Here is a 2,674-nt window from a genome sequence, read left to right on the forward strand (position 1 = left end):
TGCTGTTACCACCACCCAAACCACCATAATAACTTTCTCTATCAGTATGAGATAAAGAGGTATATATTTGGTACTTTTCAGAATCATCTTTACTGTAGACTTCATAGGCTAATCCACCTATAAACGTATCATGGTTAAGCTCTTCTGTAATGTCTGTAAATTGCGGCGCTAAATCTAACTTATTACCTCCCCTTCTGTATTCTTGAATAGAAGCTAAGTTTAAAGAAAGTTTACTCTTTTCTGAGGGATTTATATAAGCGTTTGCACCTACAGTAGTATTTTTTAACGCCACTAATTCTGTAAAACCATCTCCATTAGCATCAAAAGCATCCCTTTTTCTGTAGTTTCCAAAAAATGAAATTCCGCTATTTAAATCGTCTGCTACTAAAGAATTGTTAAACGTTAATGTTTTGTCTGAGGTATTGCCATCAATTAAAGCTAAGTTTGAACCAATTTCCCACGTATTTAAAATTGGGTCTTTGGTAATTACATTTACAGTTCCTGCAATAGCACTAGAACCATACAATGCAGAACCGCCACTTCTAACCACTTCTATTCGTTCTATAATATTTGTAGGTATTTGCTCTAAACCATACACACCAATTAAAGAGGTAAACACTGGTCTGCTATTCAATAAAACTTGTGTGTAACCACCACCCAAACCATTTAAACGCACTTGGGTAAAACCACAATTTTGGCAATTGGTTTCTACACGAATACCAGGTGCATAACTTAAACCATCTGCCATAGATAGTGATTGTGTAGCTTGTAATAATCTTGGTTTTATGGTAGAAACTACCACAGGTGTTTTTCTTCTTTCTACTCTATTTCTTGTAGCAGTAACTACTACTTCTTCTAAGCCTAATTGGTCTTCAATTAAAGTAAAGTTTAAAACTTTTTTTTCGGTTGATAAAAAATTTATAGTCTTCGTAATTTTCCTATAACCTTGATAACTTACAATTATAGTTGCCTTTTTAGGAAGTTTTTTTAGTTGATAAATCCCTTTTATGTTAGAAGTAGTTCCAATGGTGCTATTTTTTATATAAACAGATGCAAAAGGAATGGGGTTGCCATTTGTAGAGGTTATTTTACCAGATAAAGATTGTCCGAAACTTGCTACAGAAATAAAAAGAATGCTTAATAAATATTGAAATTTCATTAACTAATTATAATTTTATTTTTATGCAAATATAAATTAAAATTTAGACTTGTCTAAAAATAAGTTTTCATTTAAATAAAAAGTATATCTTTGTATCATAATTTTTTATAATGTTTACACTTTCTGAAGAGAATTATTTAAAAACAATTTATCACCTTGCATTAATTACAAGTGGTGGTATTAGTACCAATGCAATTGCAGAGCAATTAGAAACAAAAGCTTCTTCTGTTACAGATATGATTAAAAAATTATCAGAAAAAAAAGTTTTAATTTATAAAAAATATAAAGGAGTAACTTTAACAATTTTTGGTACAAAAACTGCTGCAAATATTGTTAGAAAACATCGGCTATGGGAAGTTTTTTTAGTAGAGAAATTAAATTTTTCTTGGGATGAAGTGCATGATGTTGCAGAACAATTAGAACATATTAAATCAGCTAAGTTAATTAATCAGTTAGATAGTTTTTTAGGGTTTCCAACACATGATCCTCATGGAGATCCAATACCAGATTCAGATGGAAATTTAAAAACCATCGAAAAAAGTTTACTATCAACTTTAGTAAAAAATGAAAGTGGTATCTGTGTTGGGGTAGATGATTCTTCGTCAGAATTTTTACAGTTTTTAGATAAAAAAGGCATCACTTTAGGAAAAAAAATAACAGTTTTAGAGAAAGAAGATTTTGATAATTCTTTATCCATTTTAATAGAAAATAAAAAATTATCTATTTCTAACAAAATTGCAAACAATTTATATATTCAAAAATCATGAGTACATTTGATCAATTAGTAGAGTTCGGAAAAGAACATCCTATTTTAGCGGCATTATATGCCTCACTTTTTACTTGGGGTTTAACAGCAGCAGGTGCTGCTTTGGTGTTTTTCTTTAAAAAAATGAACAGAGCTGTTTTAGATGGTATGTTGGGTTTTACAGGTGGTGTAATGGTTGCTGCAAGTTTTTGGAGTTTGTTAGCTCCTGCAATAGAAAACAGTCCTGGAGAAGGTTTTTTAAAAGTTTTACCAGCTGCAATAGGTTTCGCATTAGGGGCTTTATCTCTATTTGGAATGGATAAAATTTTACCTCATTTACACATTAATTTCGAAAAAAGTGAAGCAGAAGGTGTAAAGACAGAATTACACCGATCTACGTTATTAGTTTTGGCAATTACCTTACATAATATACCAGAGGGTTTAGCAGTGGGTGTTTTATTTGGCGCAGCTTCTACATTGGTGGGTGTAGAGCAAACAGAAATGATTATTGCTGCCATTTCTTTAGCAATCGGTATTGGAATTCAGAATTTTCCAGAAGGTTTTGCAGTAGCAATGCCTCTAAGAAGACAGGGAGTTAGTAGGTTAAAAAGTTTTTGGTACGGACAGTTATCTGCAATTGTAGAACCAGTTGCAGCAGTTTTAGGCGCTTTAGCAGTATCATTTTTTACACCGATTTTACCTTATGCATTAGCGTTTGCAGCTGGTGCAATGATTTTTGTAGTGGTAGAAGAAGTAATACCAGAAACCCA

General features: G+C 31.8%; 3 protein-coding genes. 2 read left to right on the forward strand and 1 reads right to left on the reverse strand.

The window, feature by feature from the left end; genetic code table 11:
- Positions 1-1,159 (reverse strand): TonB-dependent receptor (locus ACTG3S_RS02795; RefSeq protein ID WP_439127854.1); only part of this gene is annotated, 1,159 nt, incomplete at its 3' end.
- Positions 1,160-1,269: 110 nt separating this feature from the next.
- Between ACTG3S_RS02795 and ACTG3S_RS02800 the strand changes: the two genes are divergently transcribed.
- Positions 1,270-1,926, forward strand: coding sequence for a metal-dependent transcriptional regulator (locus ACTG3S_RS02800; protein ID WP_439127855.1), 657 nt, complete (start codon positions 1,270-1,272; stop codon positions 1,924-1,926).
- Positions 1,923-2,674 (forward strand): ZIP family metal transporter (locus ACTG3S_RS02805; RefSeq protein WP_439127856.1); only part of this gene is annotated, 752 nt, incomplete at its 3' end. The genes ACTG3S_RS02800 and ACTG3S_RS02805, both read left to right, overlap by 4 nt.

The organism is Polaribacter sp., assembly GCF_965656025.1.
In the GTDB taxonomy this organism is placed as follows: Bacteria; Bacteroidota; Bacteroidia; order Flavobacteriales; family Flavobacteriaceae; genus Polaribacter.

Coding starts and splice junctions, on each gene's coding strand:
- ACTG3S_RS02800 (WP_439127855.1), top strand. CDS start 1,270: ATGTTTACACTTTCTGAAGAGAATTATTTAAAAACAATTTATCACCTT.